This window comes from Paenibacillus koleovorans NBRC 103111 (genome assembly GCF_004000845.1).
GTDB classification, from domain to species: domain Bacteria; phylum Bacillota; class Bacilli; order Paenibacillales; family NBRC-103111; genus Paenibacillus_AA; species Paenibacillus_AA koleovorans.
Genome location: NZ_BIMA01000074.1, coordinates 1 through 17,801 on the forward strand (window position 1 = coordinate 1; position 17,801 = coordinate 17,801).

20 protein-coding genes are annotated in these 17,801 nt (G+C 58.7%); all 20 read left to right on the forward strand.

Annotation, left to right across the window (positions count from 1 at the left end):
- Window positions 1-93 precede the first annotated feature (93 nt).
- Complete coding sequence (spoIIIAB, locus tag PKO02S_RS21415) at window positions 94-609, forward strand: stage III sporulation protein SpoIIIAB (RefSeq protein ID WP_127585978.1); 516 nt, start codon at window positions 94-96, stop codon at window positions 607-609.
- 49 nt (window positions 610-658) lie between these two features.
- Window positions 659-862 carry a stage III sporulation protein AC gene (gene spoIIIAC, locus PKO02S_RS21420; RefSeq protein ID WP_110840056.1) on the forward strand — a complete coding sequence of 68 codons (204 nt, stop codon included), beginning with the start codon at window positions 659-661 and terminating at the stop codon, window positions 860-862.
- A gap of 10 nt (window positions 863-872) precedes the next feature.
- Window positions 873-1,262: a stage III sporulation protein AD gene (spoIIIAD, locus tag PKO02S_RS21425; RefSeq protein ID WP_127585980.1), complete on the forward strand. Its 390-nt coding sequence runs from the start codon at window positions 873-875 to the stop codon at window positions 1,260-1,262.
- A gap of 133 nt (window positions 1,263-1,395) precedes the next feature.
- Complete coding sequence (spoIIIAE, locus tag PKO02S_RS21430) at window positions 1,396-2,589, forward strand: stage III sporulation protein AE (RefSeq protein ID WP_127586040.1); 1,194 nt, start codon at window positions 1,396-1,398, stop codon at window positions 2,587-2,589.
- A 27-nt stretch (window positions 2,590-2,616) separates the two neighbouring features.
- Window positions 2,617-3,351 (forward strand): stage III sporulation protein AF, encoded by a 735-nt coding sequence (gene spoIIIAF / locus PKO02S_RS21435; protein WP_127585982.1) that lies wholly within the window; start codon window positions 2,617-2,619, stop codon window positions 3,349-3,351.
- Between the two features lie 4 nt (window positions 3,352-3,355).
- Window positions 3,356-3,994, forward strand: a complete 639-nt coding sequence (gene spoIIIAG / locus PKO02S_RS21440) for a stage III sporulation protein AG (RefSeq protein ID WP_127585984.1) — start codon at window positions 3,356-3,358, stop codon at window positions 3,992-3,994.
- 27 nt (window positions 3,995-4,021) lie between these two features.
- A complete protein-coding gene (locus PKO02S_RS21445) occupies window positions 4,022-4,714 on the forward strand; it encodes a SpoIIIAH-like family protein (protein ID WP_127585986.1) in 693 nt (230 codons plus the stop codon).
- A 348-nt stretch (window positions 4,715-5,062) separates the two neighbouring features.
- Entirely contained in the window at window positions 5,063-5,560 is a 498-nt protein-coding gene (gene accB / locus PKO02S_RS21450) for an acetyl-CoA carboxylase biotin carboxyl carrier protein (RefSeq protein ID WP_127585988.1), read from the forward strand.
- A gap of 15 nt (window positions 5,561-5,575) precedes the next feature.
- Window positions 5,576-6,934 carry an acetyl-CoA carboxylase biotin carboxylase subunit gene (gene accC, locus PKO02S_RS21455; RefSeq protein WP_127585990.1) on the forward strand — a complete coding sequence of 453 codons (1,359 nt, stop codon included), beginning with the start codon at window positions 5,576-5,578 and terminating at the stop codon, window positions 6,932-6,934.
- Window positions 6,935-7,075: 141 nt separating this feature from the next.
- A complete protein-coding gene (locus PKO02S_RS21460; protein ID WP_127585992.1) occupies window positions 7,076-7,486 on the forward strand; it encodes an Asp23/Gls24 family envelope stress response protein in 411 nt (136 codons plus the stop codon).
- A gap of 74 nt (window positions 7,487-7,560) precedes the next feature.
- Entirely contained in the window at window positions 7,561-8,118 is a 558-nt protein-coding gene (amaP, locus tag PKO02S_RS21465) for an alkaline shock response membrane anchor protein AmaP (protein ID WP_127585994.1), read from the forward strand.
- A 14-nt stretch (window positions 8,119-8,132) separates the two neighbouring features.
- Window positions 8,133-8,360: a DUF2273 domain-containing protein gene (locus PKO02S_RS21470; protein WP_127585996.1), complete on the forward strand. Its 228-nt coding sequence runs from the start codon at window positions 8,133-8,135 to the stop codon at window positions 8,358-8,360.
- Between the two features lie 160 nt (window positions 8,361-8,520).
- Window positions 8,521-8,970 (forward strand): transcription antitermination factor NusB, encoded by a 450-nt coding sequence (nusB, locus tag PKO02S_RS21475; RefSeq protein WP_127585998.1) that lies wholly within the window; start codon window positions 8,521-8,523, stop codon window positions 8,968-8,970.
- A gap of 29 nt (window positions 8,971-8,999) precedes the next feature.
- Window positions 9,000-9,863, forward strand: coding sequence for a bifunctional methylenetetrahydrofolate dehydrogenase/methenyltetrahydrofolate cyclohydrolase FolD (gene folD, locus PKO02S_RS21480; protein WP_127586000.1), 864 nt, complete (start codon window positions 9,000-9,002; stop codon window positions 9,861-9,863).
- A gap of 93 nt (window positions 9,864-9,956) precedes the next feature.
- The gene (xseA, locus tag PKO02S_RS21485; RefSeq protein ID WP_246067178.1) at window positions 9,957-11,261 is read left to right on the forward strand and encodes an exodeoxyribonuclease VII large subunit; all 1,305 of its coding nucleotides are present in this window, start codon (window positions 9,957-9,959) and stop codon (window positions 11,259-11,261) included.
- Window positions 11,254-11,520: an exodeoxyribonuclease VII small subunit gene (xseB, locus tag PKO02S_RS21490; RefSeq protein WP_127586004.1), complete on the forward strand. Its 267-nt coding sequence runs from the start codon at window positions 11,254-11,256 to the stop codon at window positions 11,518-11,520. The genes xseA and xseB overlap by 8 nt, the downstream gene beginning before the upstream one ends.
- Window positions 11,517-12,437: a polyprenyl synthetase family protein gene (locus PKO02S_RS21495; protein WP_127586006.1), complete on the forward strand. Its 921-nt coding sequence runs from the start codon at window positions 11,517-11,519 to the stop codon at window positions 12,435-12,437. The genes xseB and PKO02S_RS21495 overlap by 4 nt, the downstream gene beginning before the upstream one ends.
- A 257-nt stretch (window positions 12,438-12,694) precedes the next feature.
- A complete protein-coding gene (locus PKO02S_RS21500; protein ID WP_127586008.1) occupies window positions 12,695-14,767 on the forward strand; it encodes a hypothetical protein in 2,073 nt (690 codons plus the stop codon).
- A 190-nt stretch (window positions 14,768-14,957) separates the two neighbouring features.
- A complete protein-coding gene (gene dxs / locus PKO02S_RS21505; RefSeq protein ID WP_174819937.1) occupies window positions 14,958-16,865 on the forward strand; it encodes a 1-deoxy-D-xylulose-5-phosphate synthase in 1,908 nt (635 codons plus the stop codon).
- Window positions 16,866-16,905: 40 nt separating this feature from the next.
- A complete protein-coding gene (locus PKO02S_RS21510; protein ID WP_127586012.1) occupies window positions 16,906-17,739 on the forward strand; it encodes a TlyA family RNA methyltransferase in 834 nt (277 codons plus the stop codon).
- Window positions 17,740-17,801 lie beyond the last annotated feature (62 nt).

The following is a 17,801-nucleotide window of genomic DNA, read 5'->3' on the forward strand; positions in this document are numbered from 1 at the left end:
CGGCCCGCCCGCAGGCGCCGCCGCCGCCGCCGCCGGCAACGCTGCCGGCCCGCTCCTCGGCGCCTGGCGCGCCGCGCCAAAGGAGGCGCCGCCATGCTGAAGCTGATCGGCGCCATGCTCGTGATCGCGGCCTGCACGCTGCTCGGCCTCGCCAAAGCCGCCCGCTACGCCCGCCGTCCCCGGCAGCTGCGCCTGCTCATCCAAGTGCTGCAGCGGCTCGAGACGGAGATGACCTACGGCGCCACGCCGCTCGCAGATGCACTTCGCCGCATCGCCGCCCAAGCCGCCGACCCGATCGGAGCGATGCTCCTTGACGCGGCGGAGCGCATGGATCCGGGCGGCGAGACGGCGAAGGCGAGCTGGCAGGAGGCGACCCGGCTCCACTGGCGATATACGGCGCTCCAGGACAGCGAGCGCGAGGTGTGGAGCCAGCTCGGCTTCACGCTGGGGGTGTCGGACCGCGAGGATCAAGTGAAGCATCTGCGCCTAGCCGCCAGCCTGCTGCAGACCGAGGAGCAAGTCGCCTGGGAGGAGCAGCGGCGCTACGAGAAGATGTGGAGAAGCCTCGGGGTGCTCGCCGGCGCTTTGATCGTCATCATGATGTACTAGGACCCCTAGTGAATTCGACGGATTTGCTGGTTAGAAAGAGGTGCCAGACATGAACGTGGACGTAAACGCGATTTTTCAGATCGCCGGCATCGGAATCATCATCGCGATGATCCACACGGTGCTAAAACAAATGGGGAAGGAAGATATGGCGCACTGGGTCACCGTCATCGGCTTCGTCGTGGTCCTGTTCATGGTTGTCAGTTTGCTGGACGACCTATTCAAGGAAATCAAAACGATCTTCCTGTTCCAGTAGGTGAACGCCCGTGGAGATTATCCAAGTCGTAGGACTCGGCTTCATCGTAACGATTCTGACGCTCATTCTGAAGGAGCAGAAGCCGCTGTTCGCCTTCCTGCTCTCGACCGTGACCGGCATCTTCATCTTCCTGTTCCTCATCGGGAAAATATCGGCGGTCATCCAAGTGCTGGAGCAGCTGGCTTCGCAATCGAACATCAATCTGGTGTTCCTGAAGACGATTCTGAAAATTATCGGCATCGCCTACATCGCCGAATTCGGCGCGCAGATCGTAAGAGACGCAGGGCAGGAGTCGATCGCCGCGAAGATCGAGCTGGCCGGCAAGGTGATCATCATGGTCATGGCCATTCCGATCATCACCGTCATTGTGGAAACGATCGTGAAGCTGCTGCCGGCTTGAGGACTTGACAGGAGAAGATGCCATGACACCGCCTTATTCGCGCCCATCGCCGCACTATCGGACGCCGCTTCAGCCGCACGACGGCCCGCTCGATTCCAAAGTCAGGCGTCTGCTGCTTGCACTTGCTCTGCTCATGACGATCGCCTGGACGGCTGCTGCAGCTACAGTCCCGGTCCAAGCCCAATCCGTTTCCAGCGCGGCAAGCTTGACCGCTTACGCGAGCGCCGTGAATCCGGCGAACGCGCTAGTCGAGCAACAAGCGGGACAGTTGAAGACCGGAGAGGTCGAAGACTACTGGAACAAGCTGATGCGGGAGTACGGAGGGTTTTTCCCGGACAGCAAAACTCCCTCCTTCATAGACATGATGCTGCCGGACAAGGGCGGCTTCAGCCTCAAGTCGGTGTTCTCGGCGTTCGTCAGCTTTTTCTTCCACGAAGTGCTGTACAACGGCAAGCTGCTCGCCTCCATCGTCATCCTGACCGTATTCAGCATGATTCTCGAGACGCTTCAATCCGCGTTCGAGCGCAATACGGTGAGCAAGATCGCCTACGCGATCTCCTACATGGTGCTGCTGCTGCTCGCGGTCAACAGCTTCAACGTCGCGATCGGCTACGCCAAAGGCGCCATCGAGAGCATGATTCACTTCATGGTCGCCGTCATCCCGCTGCTCCTGGCGCTGCTGGCTTCCATGGGCAACGTTGTCACCGTCACGGTGATGCACCCGCTGATCATTTTCATGATCCATACGATCGGCACGTTGATTTACGCGGTCATCTTCCCGCTGCTGTTCTTCTCGACCTTGCTCCACATCGTGAGCTCGGTCAACGACAAGTACAAGGTCACGAACCTGGCCAACCTGCTGCGGGGCGTCAGCATCGGCCTGCTGGGTATCGTCGTTACCGTGTTCCTCGGCGTCATCTCGGTGCAGGGAGGGACGGGGGCCGTCACCGACGGAGTCACGCTCCGGACCGCGAAGTTCATCACCGGCAACTTCGTCCCGGTCGTCGGCCGTATGTTCTCGGACGCCTCGGACACCGTGATCAGCGCATCGCTCTTGGTCAAGAACGCGGTTGGCTTGGCGGGCGTCGTCATCATCGTCTTCCTGTGCGCCTTCCCGGCGATCAAGATCTTGACGCTGGCGCTTATCTACAATATCGCCGGCGCCGTCATGCAGCCGATCGGCTCGAATCCGATCGTGTCCTGCCTGCAGACGATCGGCAAAAGCCTGATTTACGTCTTCGCGGCGTTAGCCGCCGTAGGACTGATGTTTTTCCTGGCCATCACGATCATCATCACGGCTGCGAATGTGACCGTTATGATGCGATGAGCACTTCGCCGCACAGGAGGAATCGCCATGATCGCCTGGATGAGCGATTGGCTGAAGCAAGTCATTCTCGTCATTTTGCTCGCGGCATTCGTCGACCTGCTGATGCCGAACAACGGCTTGCAGCGATATGTGCGAACCGTACTGGGGCTTTTCATTTTGCTGACGCTGCTGACTCCGATCTTCACGCTGTTCCAGAAAACGCTCGATACGCGGAAAATGCTGGCCTCCGTGGAGCAGCTCCCGGCGCTGGTCGGCGCAGACCGCGCAGGAACAATGACCGCGATGAAGCCGCTTGGCGCGGTTCTCCAGGAAGCGGGCAGCCTGAAGGCGGCGCAGGAGCAACAAGCGATGCAGCTGCTGGAAACCCGGCTCGGCGCGGAGCTGCAGTCCAGCATGGAGGCGCTGCCCGGCGTCAAAGTGAAAACAATCGATGTGACCATTCAAGCCGACAACAACGGAAAGCCCGTCATCCGGACGATGCAGGCGATCCTTTATCGCATAGATGGAACTGTGGAGACGGCTCAGCCCACCGGCAGCGAGAAGGAGGTCCGGACGGTCGAGCCCGTGCGGCCGGTTCAGATTCAGATCAAGGTCGGCGACAGCCGAACGGGAGCGGGAGCTTCCGCCGACGGCGGTTCAGCCTTAAGCGATTCTGAGCAGCAAGCGAAATCGCGGGTGTATGAGCTCTTGACGCAGCAATGGCAGTTGAAACGAACCCAAATCCAGTTGGACTACGAATCGGAGCAGCGGAAAGCGAGGTGAGCTCATGGGGAAATGGATGCAATGGATGGAACGCATGGTGGGAGGCGGTCAAAACGGCGCGAAGCGGATCAACTCCTTCCGCTGGCTGCTGCTGATCGGCCTTGTCGGCGTGGGGCTGATGGTGATGAACTCGTTCCTGAATGTGAAACAGCTGGATACCGACCCGAATAGCCGGGCTTCACCCGATCCGAATTCGACGCCGGTCACCTCCGTGAAGGATACGAAGGATCAATCCGGCTTTTCCGGCTATGAGCAGTCTTATGAAGCGGCGATCCGGGACATTCTGCAGACCGTCGTGGGCGTCGGCGATTCGGACGTGTTAGTGACGATCGAATCGACGGAGGAGACGGTCGTGCAGACGAATCCGAAGGACAGCCAGCGGGTCACGACCGAGAAAGACCAGAACGGTGCCCAGCGCAACATTACGGAAGTGACGCGAAGCGGAGAGGTGGTGCTCTACGACATCTCAGGCTCGCAAAATCCGATCATCGTCAAACAGATCAAACCGAAAGTGAGAGGGGTCGTCGTCGTAGCGAAAGGCGCCGAAAACGCGACCGTCAAGTCCATGATCGTCGAAGCCGTCAGCAGAGGGCTGGACGTGCCGCCTCACCGCATTTCCGTCTTGCCTAGAAAGCAGCAATAATAAACCCATTTCAGGAGGAATGAAACAATGAACGCAAAACGACAAACCGTATGGCTCGTATCGATGCTCAGTCTGATGGTTGTGCTCTCCGCCTACTACTTGTTTACCGAGGATGTCAATGAAGTCGATGTAGCGAACAGCCAGCTGCAAGGCAGCGAGATCAAGGTGGACGCCGTTACGACGAACGGAACGACCGGGACGACGGATGCAACGAAGTCCGGTGCAACTGGAACGCAGTCGACGGCTACAGGCGCGCAAACGACAGGGACCGGCACTAAAACGGGTACAACCGGCACAACCGGCACGGCGAATGCGAACAAAGGCAAAACCGATGCGGAAGTGCTGAAGCAAAAGTCCACAACCGCCACCTCCGGCTCCGACTATTTCAAGACCGCTCAGATGAAACGCAATGAAGAATGGGGCATTTTGACGGAAAAGCTGCTCGCCGAAAGCGTAGACGCGAAGAAGTCGACCGCCGACGTGGAAAAAGCTCTGAACGAGCTGAACAAGCTGCAGGACCAAGAAGCGCGCATCGCGAACCTCGAAGATTTGCTCGGCAACGATTTCAACAATGCGCTGGTTCTCCAGGACGGAGCCAAATGGAAGGTAGTCGTGCAAGCCGCCAAGCTGGAGAAGAGCCAGGGCGTCACGATTATCGATCTGGTCATGAAGGAACTGAATGTCGGACCCGACAAAATTACGATTCAATACGTGCAATAGGTTCGGAGGTCAGACGGCTCCGGCAGGGCGCTCCAGCCTTGCCGGGGCTTGTTCGTTTCCAGCTCCCGGTTCGCCAAAAGTTCTTACGTTTCATCAAAGGATTCGACAGCCTGTTCGTAGAACTATGTTCTTGGATTGAAGAGGACCGGTTCCGCTCCGGCGGCTCGGAAAACGAAACTTGCAAACAATTGTTTTCCGAGCGGCGTTCTTGCGGTATAATGGTCTTCGTGCGTGCGCACGGATGTGTTATAATACATCCATTCCCGCATTGCAGAACATGATGAAACATGCTGGACATGCTTGGTCATGTTGGACATGCTTCCAATCCTCGAAGGAGTGAACCTTTGGATGTTTAAACTTAGCGAAATCAAAGAATTGGTCAAGCTGATCGATCAAACCTCCGTATCGGAGCTGGAAATTGAGAACGAAGGAACACGTCTGTTCATCCGCAAGCCGGGCAAAACCGAGTCGGTTGTCGTTACCCACGCGCCTGCGCCGACATACGTACAGGCCGCTCCGCAAGCCGTTCCTGCGGTCGACGCAGCTGCTCCGGCAGCAGCAGTGAGCGCTCCTGCCGCTCCCGCAGCCGCTCCGTCCGATGCAGGCTTACATACGATTAAATCCCCGATGGTCGGTACGTTCTACAAGGCGTCCGCGCCGGGTTCGGCTCCATACGTCTCGATCGGCGACAAGGTGAGCGAGAAAACCGTTGTCTGTATCGTAGAGGCGATGAAGCTGATGAATCCGATCGAAGCCGAGATCCGGGGCGAAATCGTCGACATCCTGGTTGAAGACGGCCAGCTCGTCGAATACAATCAAGCTCTGTTCAGGGTGAAACCGGAATAAACTGGAGGCTTAACGATGAAGTTTCATAAAATATTGATCGCCAACCGGGGGGAAATCGCCGTCCGCATCATTCGCGCTTGCCGCGAGATGGGGATTTATACGGTGGCGGTATTTTCCGAAGCGGACCGCGAGGCGCTGCATGTGCGGCTGGCCGATGAGGCGTACTGCATCGGACCGACGCTGTCGAAGGACAGCTACCTGAACTTCACGAACCTGATGAGCGTCGCCACGCTGACCGAGTCCGATGCGATCCATCCGGGTTACGGCTTCTTGGCCGAGAACGCCGACTTCGCGGAAATTTGCGAGTCGTGCAACATCACGTTCATTGGCCCCTCGCCCGACGCAATCAGCCGGATGGGCGACAAGTCCGTAGCCAAGCAGACGATGAAGGAAGCCGGCGTGCCGATCATCCCGGGCTCCGACGGCCTGATCGAGGACTTGGAGGAGGCGGTTCGCCTCGGACGCGAGATCGGCTATCCGATCATCATCAAGGCGACGGCTGGGGGCGGAGGCAAAGGCATCCGCATCGCCGAAGACGAGGAGTCGCTTGTGCAGCAAATTTCGCAGGCGCAGCAGGAAGCGGAGAAAGCTTTCGGCAATGCCGGCGTATACTTGGAAAAATATTTGACGGGCATGAAGCACGTCGAAATTCAAATTTTGGCCGACAAACACGGCAACGTCGTGCACTTGGGAGAGCGGGACTGCTCGATCCAGCGGCGCCGTCAGAAGCTGCTCGAGGAAGCGCCTTGCCCGGTGCTGACGCCGGACATTCGCGAAGCGATGGGCAGAGCGGCTGTACGGGCCGCGCATGCGGTCAGCTATTCGGGCGCCGGCACGCTGGAGTTCCTGCTCGGCCCTGACGGCAATTTCTATTTCATGGAAATGAACACGCGGATTCAGGTGGAGCATCCGGTTACGGAGATGATCACCGGCATCGATATTATCAAGGAGATGATCCTCGTAGCGCAAGGCGAGCCGCTGTCGTTCCGCCAAGAGGACGTCAAGATCGACGGCTGGGCGATCGAATGCCGCATCAACGCCGAGGATCCGGAGCGCAACTTCATGCCGTCCGCCGGCCAGATCGGCTTTTACTTGCCGCCCGGCGGCTTGGGCGTTCGTGTAGACAGCGCGGCTTACCCTGGCTATACGATCTCGCCGCATTATGATTCCATGATCGCCAAGCTGATCGTGTGGGGCCATACGCGCGAGGAGGCGATCGATCGGATGAAGCGGGCGCTTGCCGAATTCGCGATCGAGGGCATCCATACGACGATTCCGTTCCATTTGAAGCTGCTCGATCACAAGCTGTTCCACAAAGGCACGTTCGATATCAAATTCCTGGAAGAGCATGACGTGAACGACCCGAATTCGTAAACCAAGCTACGAAGTGTGGCCGAACGATTTGTCATAAATTTGACTGAATGGTATACTATTAGAACTAAGACAGGCATTCGCTGCTGCATCGAGAGATTTCTTTCGGTTGCTTGGTTACGAAAAGAGTAGGAGGTGTAGCGCATGACAACATTAGCTGCAGATTATGAGAAGACCGATATGGGTACGATTCAGATCGCTCCCGAGGTGATCGAAGTGATCGCCGGACTCGCGACGGTAGAAGTACCTGGCGTGGCGGGGATGAGCGGCGGCTTCGCCGGCGGAATCGCCGAGCTGCTCGGCCGCAAGAACTTGTCCAAGGGCGTCAAGGTCGAAGTCGGTCAACGTGAAGCGGCGGTGGATGTATCGATCGTCATCGAGTTCGGGACCCGAATTCCTGAAGTGGCGAGCGAGATCCAGCGCAATGTGAAGCACGCGATCGAATCGATGACCGGACTGAACGTAGTGGAAGTGAATGTCCATATCCACGACGTGCAGTTCAAGGCCGCGGCCAAGCCGGAGGAAGAGGAAGGCGCCCCGTTGCGGGTTAAGTAATCGATAGATCAGGCCAGAACCCCCTAACGTAACAGTCAGGGGGTTTAGTCCATGCCGGAAGGGGACAAGCGTTCGTGGTAAAAATTTTGGATCGGCTGCTCCTGTTCGTCTATACGCTGCTTGTGGGAGTCGGCTTAGTCTTCGTACTGATTACGGCATTCGGTTTTGTTCCGTTCGAGCAGGCCACCGAGTTTCTGAATGATTTGTTCTATGAGCCGTCCGTCGCTTATCCGATCATCGCGCTGGCCTTGTTTGCGCTGCTGGCGACATGCCGTTTTTTCTACATAGCGATTCGCACGGGCCGGGCTCAGGTGCCTTCGATCGATCAGCGCACCGATTTCGGCGACATCCGCATTTCGATCGAGACGGTGGAGAATTTGTCGCTGAAGGCGGCGGGGCGCGTCCGCGGCGTCAAGGACTTGAAGGCTCGCGTTGCGGTGTCCGATGCCGGACTCGATATCGTGATCCGCGCCCTCGTGGAGGGGGATACGTCGATCCCCGACATGTCCGAGGAAGTGCAGCGAACGGTCAAGGGGCATCTGGAGGACGTGACGGGCATCCCGGTCGCGAAGGTGTCCGTATTTATCGCCAACGTTGCTCAGAACACTACATTTAAAAGCCGCGTCGAATAGAGGTGATCTTCTCCGTGCGAGAGGAATGGTGGGTACGGCACAAGGGCAAAACCGTCGGAGCAGCGGTCGGATTGTTTCTGGCTATCATCTATTTGTTTTTCGGCTTCTGGGATATGCTGGTCGTCGCGTTTATCGTCTCGGTTTGTTTGTACTTGGGCAAAATGCTGGACGACCAGGAACGGCTGCCTGATGTGGACGACTGGCTCAAGATGCTGGGCGACCAATGGAGACGGTTCCGGTAAGGGAATGACCCTCGGACTTGCCGCGATGGCGATTCCGCAGGGTTTTTTCCCTTTTTACAGGCAGGTTGGCGGCTCGATTCCCGGAGCTTGTTTTGTGGGACGGCCGAATTTTTTGGTATACTAAGGAATAGGGATTGAATTCGTGTGTTGGAGGTTCAAGATGAAGCGCAGGTTGGCGAGAGAAATGGCGGTACAGAGCTTGTTTCAGATGGAGATGAACGAGGTGTCCGCTCAGGACGCGATCGAGACGGTCGTGGACGAAGCGAGGCAGGAGAATGAGTCGGATTTGTCGCTGTCGGAGGGCGAGACGATCTCCACGGATTATATTTTTGAGCTGGTGAACGGGACGGTGTCGCGGATGAGCGAGATCGATCAGATTTTGACCGTTTATCTGAAAGGCTGGAAGATGGACCGGCTGTCCCGCGTGGACCGGCAAATTTTGCGTCTGGCTACATACGAGATGCTTCACGGCCGGGAAGTGCCGCCGAAGGTCGTCATCAATGAAGCGATCGAATTGTCCAAGCATTACGGAACCGAGGAGTCGGGCAAATTCGTCAACGGCGTACTCGGGAAAATGATCAAGGAGCTGCCTCAGCTGCAGAACCGATAAGTTTAGTTTGATTTCTAGGGGGAACAGGCGTGCCTGCACATATTATCAACGGAAAAGAAATCGTCGCGGACATTCGCGAGCAATTGAAGGTGGAAATCGATCGACTGGCGGATAAGGGTATTCGGCCCGGACTGGCTGTCGTGCTGGTGGGAGATGACGCGGCTTCGGCCGTCTATGTTCGCAGCAAGGCGAAAGCCTGCGAGCAAGTAGGCATTCATTCCGAAGTATACCGGCTGCCGGCTGAGACGTCGCAGGAGGAGCTGCTTGGTTTGATCGCCAAGCTGAACGCCGACTCGAACATCAACGGCATTCTCGTGCAATTGCCGCTGCCGAAGCATATCAACGAAGACGCGGTTATCGACGCGATCTCGATCGACAAGGATGTGGACGGCTTCCATCCGATCAGCGTCGGCAATCTTGTTATCGGCAAGCCGAGCTTCTTGCCTTGCACACCGGCGGGCGTCATCGAGATCATCCGCCGGACCGGCGTCTCGATGGTCGGCAAACGCGCCGTCGTCATTGGCCGCAGCAATATTGTCGGCAAGCCGATGTCTTTGCTGCTGCTTCGCGAGCATGCAACGGTTACGGTGTGCCATTCGCGGACGCCGGATATGGCGGCGCTGTGCCGCGAGGCGGACATTCTCGTTGTGGCGATCGGCAAGGCGAAGTTCGTGAATCGCAGCTTCGTGAAGCCGGGCGCGGTTGTGATCGACGTGGGCATCAACCGTCTCGAGGACGGCAAGCTGGCGGGAGACGTGGACTTCGACGATGTTGTGGATGTGGCCGGCCATATTACGCCGGTGCCAGGGGTCGTCGGCCCGATGACGATTACGATGCTGCTCAGAAATACGGTGGAAGCGGCTAAACAGGCGCACGGTGTTCGCGAGGCTTAGAACAGGCTTGAAGAAGATCCTGAATGGGGAGGGGAGCTTCTCGTGGCCGCTCAGAACATATTATCAATCAAAGATTTGAACCGATACATCAAGATGAAGCTGGAAGGCGACCAAGTGCTGCAGGACGTCTGGGTGCGCGGGGAAATTTCGAATTTCACCCACCATTCGAGCGGCCATATGTACTTTACGCTGAAGGATGCGGACAGCCGGATCAAGAGCATCATGTTCGCGTCCCAGAACCAGCGGCTCGGCTTTATTCCCCGCGAAGGGACTCGCGTCATCGCGCGGGGGAACATCTCGATCTTCGAGCGGGACGGGGCTTACCAGCTCTATGTGATGCAGATGCAGCCGGATGGCGTGGGCAATCTGTACTTGGCGTTCGAGCAGCTTAAGAAGAAGCTAGGGGCGGAAGGGCTGTTCGCCGCGGAGCGGAAGCGGCCGATCCCGAAGTTCCCGCGTGCGGTCGGCGTCATTACGTCGCCGACAGGCGCTGCAGTGCGCGACATCATCATTACGCTGCAGCGGCGGCATCCTTCGGTGCCGGTGCTGCTGTATCCTGCTGTCGTACAGGGGGCGCAGGCGGCGCCGTCGATTGTGAAGGCGATTCAGGCGATGAACCGGTTGGGCGAAGTCGACGTGCTGATCGTCGGCCGCGGCGGCGGCTCGCTCGAGGAGCTGTGGGCGTTCAACGAGGAAGCGGTCGCCCGCGCGATCCGCGCATCCGCGATCCCGGTCATCTCGGCCGTCGGCCATGAGACCGACTTCACGATCGCGGACTTCGCGGCGGACCTGCGCGCCGCCACCCCGACCGCTGCCGCGGAGCTGGCGGTGCCGCATCAGCTGGAGCTGAAGCAGCACCTCCACCATCTGCAGCAGCGGCTGCATCAAGCGCTTCACGCTCGCCTGCGGACGAAGCGCGACCTGCTGGCCCGGCTACGGCGCTCGCCGGCGCTCACGAACCCGCGCCGGCAGCTGCTGCAGCCGGCGGAGCGGCTCGACCGGCTGCGCGAGCAGCTGGCGTACCGCATCGCCGGCCGGCTGTCCCGCGCGCGCGAGCGGCGCATCCGGCTCGAGCGCGCCTTGTCGGCGTTCAATCCCGCCGAGCAGGTCGTCTTCGCCAAGCGGCGCGTGGCGACTTCGCGGCATCAGCTGCTGCAGTCGATGCAGAGCGCTTTCAAGGACAAGAAGCGCCAGTGGGCTTCGCAGCTGCGCCATCTGGACGCGCTCAGCCCGCTCAAGGTGATGCAGCGCGGCTACAGCCTCGTCTACGACGAGAAGGAGAAGCGGATCATTAAGTCGCTCGATCAGGTGCAGATGGGGGACATGGTCAAAATCAGGCTCACCGACGGCAAGCTTAACTGTCACGTGTGGGGAATGGAGGAAAATCCGGATGAGTAAGGGGAAAGAGGATACGGAGCTCAGCTTCGAGCAGGCGATGGAGAAGCTGGAGGGCATCGTCACCCGGCTGGAGAACGGAGACGTGCCGCTGGAGCAGGCGATCGAGCTGTTCCAGGAAGGTATGAAGCTCTCTCATCTGTGCGGACAGAAGCTGGAGGTCGTAGAGCGCAAAATCGAAGTACTCCTGGAGGAGAACGGCGGGATGACGCGCAAGCCGTTCCAAGGCGTGCAGGACGATAAAGGGGAATCGAACGGATGAACGAACTAGGGATGCCTGGACTGCAGGAGTACATCAGGGAACGGGCATCGCAAGTGGAAGCCGAGCTGCGCCGCGTAATGCCGGACGAATGGTCCGTGCCGGCGACGCTGAGCGAAGCGATGAACTACTCGCTGCTGGCCGGAGGCAAGCGGCTGCGGCCGATCTTCGTGCTGGCCGCCGCGGAAGCGGTCGAAGGCGCGATCGACCTCGTGCCGGCTGCTTTGCCGGTCGCCTGCGCGATCGAGATGATTCATACATATTCTCTCATTCACGACGATCTGCCTGCGATGGATGACGACGACTACCGTCGCGGCCGACTGACGAATCACAAGGTGTACGGCGAGGCGATGGCGATTCTCGCCGGCGACGGGCTGCTCACGCACGCGTTCTACAGCGTCGTGCAGGCGGCGCGCCGGCATGGCGTCCCGGCCGATCGCGCGCTGGCGATCGTCGAGGAGCTGTCCGCGTTCGCCGGTCCGAAGGGCATGGTAGGCGGACAAGCCGCCGATATGCTGGGCGAGCAGGGGTTGACGAAGCTGGAGGAGCTGGAGTACATCCACCTCCGCAAAACTAGCGACCTGATCGTCTTCTCTCTGCGGGCCGGCGCGATCGTTGGAGGCGCTTCGCCCAAGCAGCTGGAGGAGCTGGAGACGTTCGGCCGCTGCATCGGGCTCGCGTTCCAGATCCAGGACGATGTGCTGGATCTGATCGGCGACGCGGCGAAGCTCGGCAAGCCGGTGAAGAGCGACGAGAAGCAGCTGAAGGTGACGTATCCGTACTTCATCGGGCTGGACGCGTCGAAGCGGCGGATCGCCGAGCTGACCGAGCAGGGGAAAGCCGCCCTGGAGGCGGCCGAGCTGGCGAATCCGCTCCGGCTGCAGCAGTTGGCCGACTTTCTGGTCGAGCGCGAGTTTTGAGGTCGCGCCGCGGCGACTTCTGCGCGATTTGTTGGCTTGGCGAAATAACGATCCGGCATCACCTTAGTTGTTGAACGAATTTGTAAACCGTCCCTTACGGACGGTCTTTCTTTGTTTAGGAAACTATAACGAAGTTTAGGACAAAATAGGGATTTTTTCGGTAAAAAAGTATCCTGTATCATACCTGAATCTATGCTACAATGGCATTGGAGAGCCCGATCGAGCTCTACCCAATCCAATTGCATAGGAGGAATGTTATGTTTCGTTCCAAGCCCCGCCGACTCGTCCTGATTTATGCGCTTCTCATCGCCCTACTGCTGCCTTCCGGCACCGCATTCGCGAGCGGCAACCCCTGGTACGACGACTACATAGCTTACAACAACGTGCACGAAAACGATTTTCTCGGCACCGGCGACTCCGCCCTTCTGGCATGGGGAGAAAGCTACTTGCTCGGCAGCTACTTGGAAATGTACGACATCACGAAGAACACGACGTGGCTGGACAAATTCAAAACGCACACGGACGCCGCCGTCAGTGCCGCTACAGATGCGGACGGCGATGGTTACCTGGGCTGGCATACGGCCCGTTACTCGCCTCAGGCGATCGCGAACGGCAACTTCGAGACCGCCGGCGCGGACTCGCTGACACCGGCTTCCTGGACCCGCTTCCAATCCACTTCGACAACCGCTTACCGCTCCAGCGCTCCCGGCAACTTCGTTGGCTCCTCCTCGGCATGCAATGCTGACACCTATGGCTTCGTCCTGAAGACGAACGGCACCTCCTGGCAAAAGCTGTACCAAGGCTTCAGCTATGTCCCGAACACCATCTATACGCTTACGCTGAACGCCAAAACGAACGGATCCGCCGCGGAAGGCCGGGCTTATGTCCACGATCGGACGACCAATACGATTCTCGCCTCCATTACGATCAACGACACGAGCTGGGGCAGCTACAAGATCAGCTTCACGACACCGGCCTCCGGCCATACGCTGGAGCTGTGGCTCGGACACAATTCCTACACGGTCTCGAACGGCATCGCTTACTTTGACAATGTAGCCTTGGCCCCGAGCTATCCTTTCCTCGTCCATGACGCCATGATGGGCGTGCAGATGGCCCGATTCGTCCGCCTGGTGAACCAGAATCCGACCGGCCTGTCCGTCTACGCGACGGCAGCTGGCAATTATCAGACATTCCTCGAGAACGAAGTCATTCCGAAATGGCAAACGTCGTCCAGCCAAGTTGGCAACACATGGGTGAACGTCGGCTCCACGGAAGGCTACTACAAAGAATCGACCAAGGTGAACGCCTTCGCCACGACAACCGTACTCGACCCGCTCCCGTACAATCAGTTCCTTGTATTCGCCCAGATGCTGCTCGCCCTCCACGACGTAACGGGCAACACGGCTTATTTGGACAAAGCGACGAGAATGAACAACTACTTCAAGAACCGCCTCTCGGCGAACGGCACCGCCTACAATTGGAAGTACGCCGCCTATCAGTCGGCCGTGTCATCCGAGGATACATCGCATGGCAATATCGACATCGATTCGGCGCTCGATATGTTCAACGCGGGTCTCGTCTTCACCGGCACCGACATGGAGAAATTCACGGACACGCTGACGGTGAAAATGTGGAATCAATCGACGACCGCGCCTTCGCTTTCCAACTATGTGAACGGGACGCAGGGCTCGCTTTGCCGGAACGGCCTGTACAACGCGGATATCCCGAGCTGGGTAAAGCTGGCCCAATTCGACCACAACGCTTGGAAAATCGCCGCCTACCAATATGACGACGCCGGCTTCACGGTCGATCGCCATATCGAAGCGCTTGTGCTGGCCGAGATCATGAAGTGGGATCCGGTCAAGCTGGTCAACCAAGGCTTCGAGCTCAAGGCCAGCGACGATAGCACCCGGCCTTCCCGCTGGACTCGCGTAGGCTCGACCGCTTCGACGGCTTATATGGACTCCGCCAATAAGAAATCGGGCAAATACGGGCTGACGCTCAAATCGAACGGCACTTCGGCCCAAACCGTCTACCAGCGCTGGGACGAGGAAGTCGCTTCCGCCACATACGTCGTCACCTTCGACGGGAAAGCGGACAGCTCCGGCGCAGGCGGCAAGGTGTGGATGTACAACGAGACGACGGGCGCGACGCTCGGCAGCGTGACGTTCAGCGGCACGAGCTGGCAGACGTATACGTTCTCATTCACTGCGCCGGCAGGCACGTCCGATGTGCTCAAGCTGTATCTCGGCCACAACAATACCAGCATCAGCAACGGCTTGACTACGTTCGACAATGTCGTCATCAAACGGTCGGGCGACAGCTGGTAATCCGTTCATTTGCCATCCGATAGCGACGTGAAAAAGGCGCAAGCCCTTGCCTGGCCTAGGATGCTCAATCCATTGAGCATCTTTTTTCTTTTGTGCTATAATGGGGGATGGAAGAGAGTGGCGCAGTATTCTAGTCAGTCTCCCATTTCTGAAGGCAAATTTTTAGATTCGATGTTCGAAGGCCAGTCGAATGGAAAGCGGGGCTCTAAACGTGCTGCTAAATCAAATTAATTCCCCAACCGATCTTAAGAAGCTGTCTCCGGGTCAGCTGGAGTCGCTCGCGGCGGAAATTCGCCATTTTCTAGTTGAAAATTTGGCTAAAACCGGAGGCCATCTGGCCCCGAACCTGGGGGTCGTCGAGCTTACGCTCGCGCTTCATTATTTGTACGACAGTCCCCGCGACAAATTCATCTTCGACGTAGGCCATCAAGCATACGTACATAAAATATTGACCGGGCGCCGCGACCAGTTCGATACGCTTCGCAAGTATAAGGGCTTGTGCGGCTTCGTGAAGCGGGGCGAGAGCGAGCACGACGTCTGGGAGGCCGGCCACAGCAGCACCTCGCTGTCGGCGGCGATGGGCATGGCGATGGCGCGCGATATGAAGGGCGCCCACAACAAGGTGATCGCAATTATCGGCGATGGCGCGCTGACGGGCGGCATGGCGCTCGAGGCGATGAACCATATCGGCCACGAGAAGAAGAACATGATGGTCGTGCTGAACGATAACGAGATGTCGATCGCGCCGAACGTAGGAGCCATGCACAATTATTTGAGCCGCATTCGTTCCGACGGGCGATACCTGAAAGCGAAGGAAGAAGTCGAGCATCTGCTGAAAAAAATACCGGCGATCGGCGGCACGCTGGCCAAGACGGCCGAGCGGGTCAAGGACAGCCTCAAATATCTTGTTGTTTCGGGCGTGCTGTTCGAGGAGCTTGGCTTCACATACCTCGGGCCGATCGATGGACATAACTTGCCGAAGCTGTTCGATGCGTTCCGCCAGGCGGACAAAGTGGCCGGTCCTGTGCTCGTGCATGTCCTGACGGTGAAGGGCAAGGGATATTCGCCGGCTGAAGCGGACAAACAATCGTGGCACGGCGGCGGTCCGTACAAGATGGAATCCGGCCAGTTCGTCAAGGCGGTAGGGCCGAAGATGTATACCGAAGTGTTCGGTTCCGCGTTGATCGAGCTGGCGGAGCAGGATGAGCGCGTCATTGCGGTGACGCCGGCCATGCCGTCGGGCTCGGGTTTGCTGAACTTCGCGGAGCGGTTCCCGTCGCGCATGATCGACGTCGGCATCGCCGAGCAGCATGCGGCGACGCTGTGCGCCTCGCTCGCGATGGAGGGGATGAAGCCGGTGTTCGCCGTCTACTCCACATTCCTGCAACGGGCTTACGATCAAGTTGTGCACGATATTTGCCGCCACAACGCGAACGTCATCTTCGCCATCGACCGTGCCGGCTTCGTAGGGGCCGACGGTGAGACGCATCAGGGCGTCTACGACATTGCGTTCTTGCGCAGCATTCCGAACATGACGATCATGATGCCGAAGGACGAGAACGAGCTGCGCCATATGATGAAGACGGCTTTGGATTACAACGACGGCCCGATCGCCGTGCGTTATCCGCGCTTGAACGGGCTGGGCGTCGAGGCCGACCCGGTTATGAAGCCGATTCCGATCGGCAGCTGGGAAGTGGTTCGGGACGGCGAGGGCTTCGCCGTCCTGGCCATGGGACCGCTGCTCCAGCTTGCCGAGGAAGCGGCCGAGCAGCTCAAGAGCGAGGGCATTCAGCTCCGCGTCATCAACGCCCGGTTTATCAAACCGCTGGACGAGGATATGCTGCTCAAGCTGTACAAGGACGGCTGCAGCGTGCTTACGCTCGAGGAAGGCTCTGAGATGGGCGGCTTCGGCAGCTCCGTGCTGGAGTTTTATGCGGCACGCAACATCTACGGCATGAAGGTGAAAGTGATCGGCGTACCGGACTATTTCGTCGAGCATGGCAGCGTCAAGGAGCAGCGTCAGGAGACGGGGCTGACCGTCGAGCGCATCCTTACGGAAGTGAAGGCGCTTATGACGAAGAAGCGGGCGCGCGCTTAAGGCATTTATCGTTTAAGGGCAGGAAGGGAATAGCGGAGTTATGGCAGCAGGCAGCAAGGAACGATTGGATGTGCTCCTGGTTGAACAGGGGTATTACGATAGCAGGGAAAAAGCGAAGTCGGCCATTATGGCCGGCCTTGTTTTTGTTCAAGAGGAACGGGTGGACAAGGCAGGGACGAAGGTCGACCGGGCGTCCAAGATTACGGTGAAGGGCGCGCTGCATCCTTACGTGAGCCGGGGCGGCCTGAAGCTGGAGAAGGCGCTGAAGGCGTTCGGCATCTCGCTCGAAGGAGCCGTCATGCTGGACATCGGCGCTTCGACGGGCGGCTTCACCGATTGCGCGCTGCAGCACGGCGCCTCTTATGTGTATGCGCTGGACGTCGGCTACAACCAGCTGGACTGGAAGCTGCGCAGCGACCCGCGCGTGCAGGTGATGGAGCGGACGAACTTTCGCTTCGTCCAGCCGGCCGATTTGGCGGGTCCGCAGCCGACGTTCGCGAGCATCGACGTCTCGTTCATCTCGCTCGGCATCATCCTGCCGCCGCTTCACGCGATCTTGCCTCCGCACGGCGAGACGGTTGCGCTGATCAAGCCGCAGTTCGAGGCCGGCCGCGAGAAGGTAGGCAAGTCCGGCGTCGTTCGCGAGCCGGAGACGCATCGCGAGGTGCTGCAGACGGTGCTCGGCTTCGCCCGGGAGATCGGCTTCGGCATTCGCGGGCTGACGTTCTCCCCGATTACCGGCGGCGAAGGGAATATCGAATTTCTGGCGCATTTCACGGGCGATGGAGCGGCGCCCGGTTGTATGTCCGAGCAAGAGGTCGAGGCGGCCGTTCATCAAGTGGTGGAGCAAGCCGCCGACTCGTTTCGCAAATAGAGTTGTTATCGTTGCAGCGTCGTCCGGTTCCTGGGGAGCCGGATTTTTTGTTAACCCACCCA

Coding starts and splice junctions, on each gene's coding strand:
- spoIIIAB (WP_127585978.1), top strand. CDS start 94: ATGCTGAAGCTGATCGGCGCCATGCTCGTGATCGCGGCCTGCACGCTG.
- spoIIIAC (WP_110840056.1), top strand. CDS start 659: ATGAACGTGGACGTAAACGCGATTTTTCAGATCGCCGGCATCGGAATC.
- spoIIIAE (WP_127586040.1), top strand. CDS start 1,396: ATGACGATCGCCTGGACGGCTGCTGCAGCTACAGTCCCGGTCCAAGCC.
- spoIIIAF (WP_127585982.1), top strand. CDS start 2,617: ATGATCGCCTGGATGAGCGATTGGCTGAAGCAAGTCATTCTCGTCATT.
- spoIIIAG (WP_127585984.1), top strand. CDS start 3,356: ATGGGGAAATGGATGCAATGGATGGAACGCATGGTGGGAGGCGGTCAA.
- PKO02S_RS21445 (WP_127585986.1), top strand. CDS start 4,022: ATGAACGCAAAACGACAAACCGTATGGCTCGTATCGATGCTCAGTCTG.
- accB (WP_127585988.1), top strand. CDS start 5,063: ATGTTTAAACTTAGCGAAATCAAAGAATTGGTCAAGCTGATCGATCAA.
- accC (WP_127585990.1), top strand. CDS start 5,576: ATGAAGTTTCATAAAATATTGATCGCCAACCGGGGGGAAATCGCCGTC.
- PKO02S_RS21460 (WP_127585992.1), top strand. CDS start 7,076: ATGACAACATTAGCTGCAGATTATGAGAAGACCGATATGGGTACGATT.
- nusB (WP_127585998.1), top strand. CDS start 8,521: ATGAAGCGCAGGTTGGCGAGAGAAATGGCGGTACAGAGCTTGTTTCAG.
- xseA (WP_246067178.1), top strand. CDS start 9,957: ATGAAGCTGGAAGGCGACCAAGTGCTGCAGGACGTCTGGGTGCGCGGG.
- xseB (WP_127586004.1), top strand. CDS start 11,254: ATGAGTAAGGGGAAAGAGGATACGGAGCTCAGCTTCGAGCAGGCGATG.
- PKO02S_RS21495 (WP_127586006.1), top strand. CDS start 11,517: ATGAACGAACTAGGGATGCCTGGACTGCAGGAGTACATCAGGGAACGG.
- PKO02S_RS21500 (WP_127586008.1), top strand. CDS start 12,695: ATGTTTCGTTCCAAGCCCCGCCGACTCGTCCTGATTTATGCGCTTCTC.
- dxs (WP_174819937.1), top strand. CDS start 14,958: ATGGAAAGCGGGGCTCTAAACGTGCTGCTAAATCAAATTAATTCCCCA.
- PKO02S_RS21510 (WP_127586012.1), top strand. CDS start 16,906: ATGGCAGCAGGCAGCAAGGAACGATTGGATGTGCTCCTGGTTGAACAG.